1 protein-coding gene is annotated in these 308 nt (G+C 40.6%); it reads left to right on the top strand.

Annotated elements, in window-relative coordinates:
• Window positions 1-308: hypothetical protein (locus tag GBI66_RS19360; RefSeq protein ID WP_151717196.1), on the top strand; the 308-nt coding region annotated here is incomplete at both ends.

Raw genomic sequence — 308 nt, 5'->3', positions numbered from 1 at the left:
TGCAGTCAATGTTGATCAGTTAACCAACGTTAAAGATGGTTTAGATGGCAAGATCACAGATACCAACAACAAGTTAGATGACGCGAAGAAAGACTTGGGTAATCAGATCACAGATACCAAGACTGAGCTTAATAACACGATTAACAACACTAAAACCGAACTGAATACCAAGATTGATAACACCAAGACTGAGTTGGAAAACAAAGGTCTGAACTTTGCAGGTAATGCCGGCGGTGATGTCCATCGTAAGTTGGGTGACAAGTTAAATATCGTTGGTGGAGCTGATGCGAATACTGCAGAAGACAAAA

The organism is Acinetobacter sp. TUM15071, assembly GCF_008980925.1.
GTDB lineage: Bacteria > Pseudomonadota > Gammaproteobacteria > Pseudomonadales > Moraxellaceae > Acinetobacter > Acinetobacter dispersus.
The sequence above is the reverse complement of the archived record's forward strand: the minus strand, read 5'-3'. Positions and strand labels throughout refer to the sequence as shown.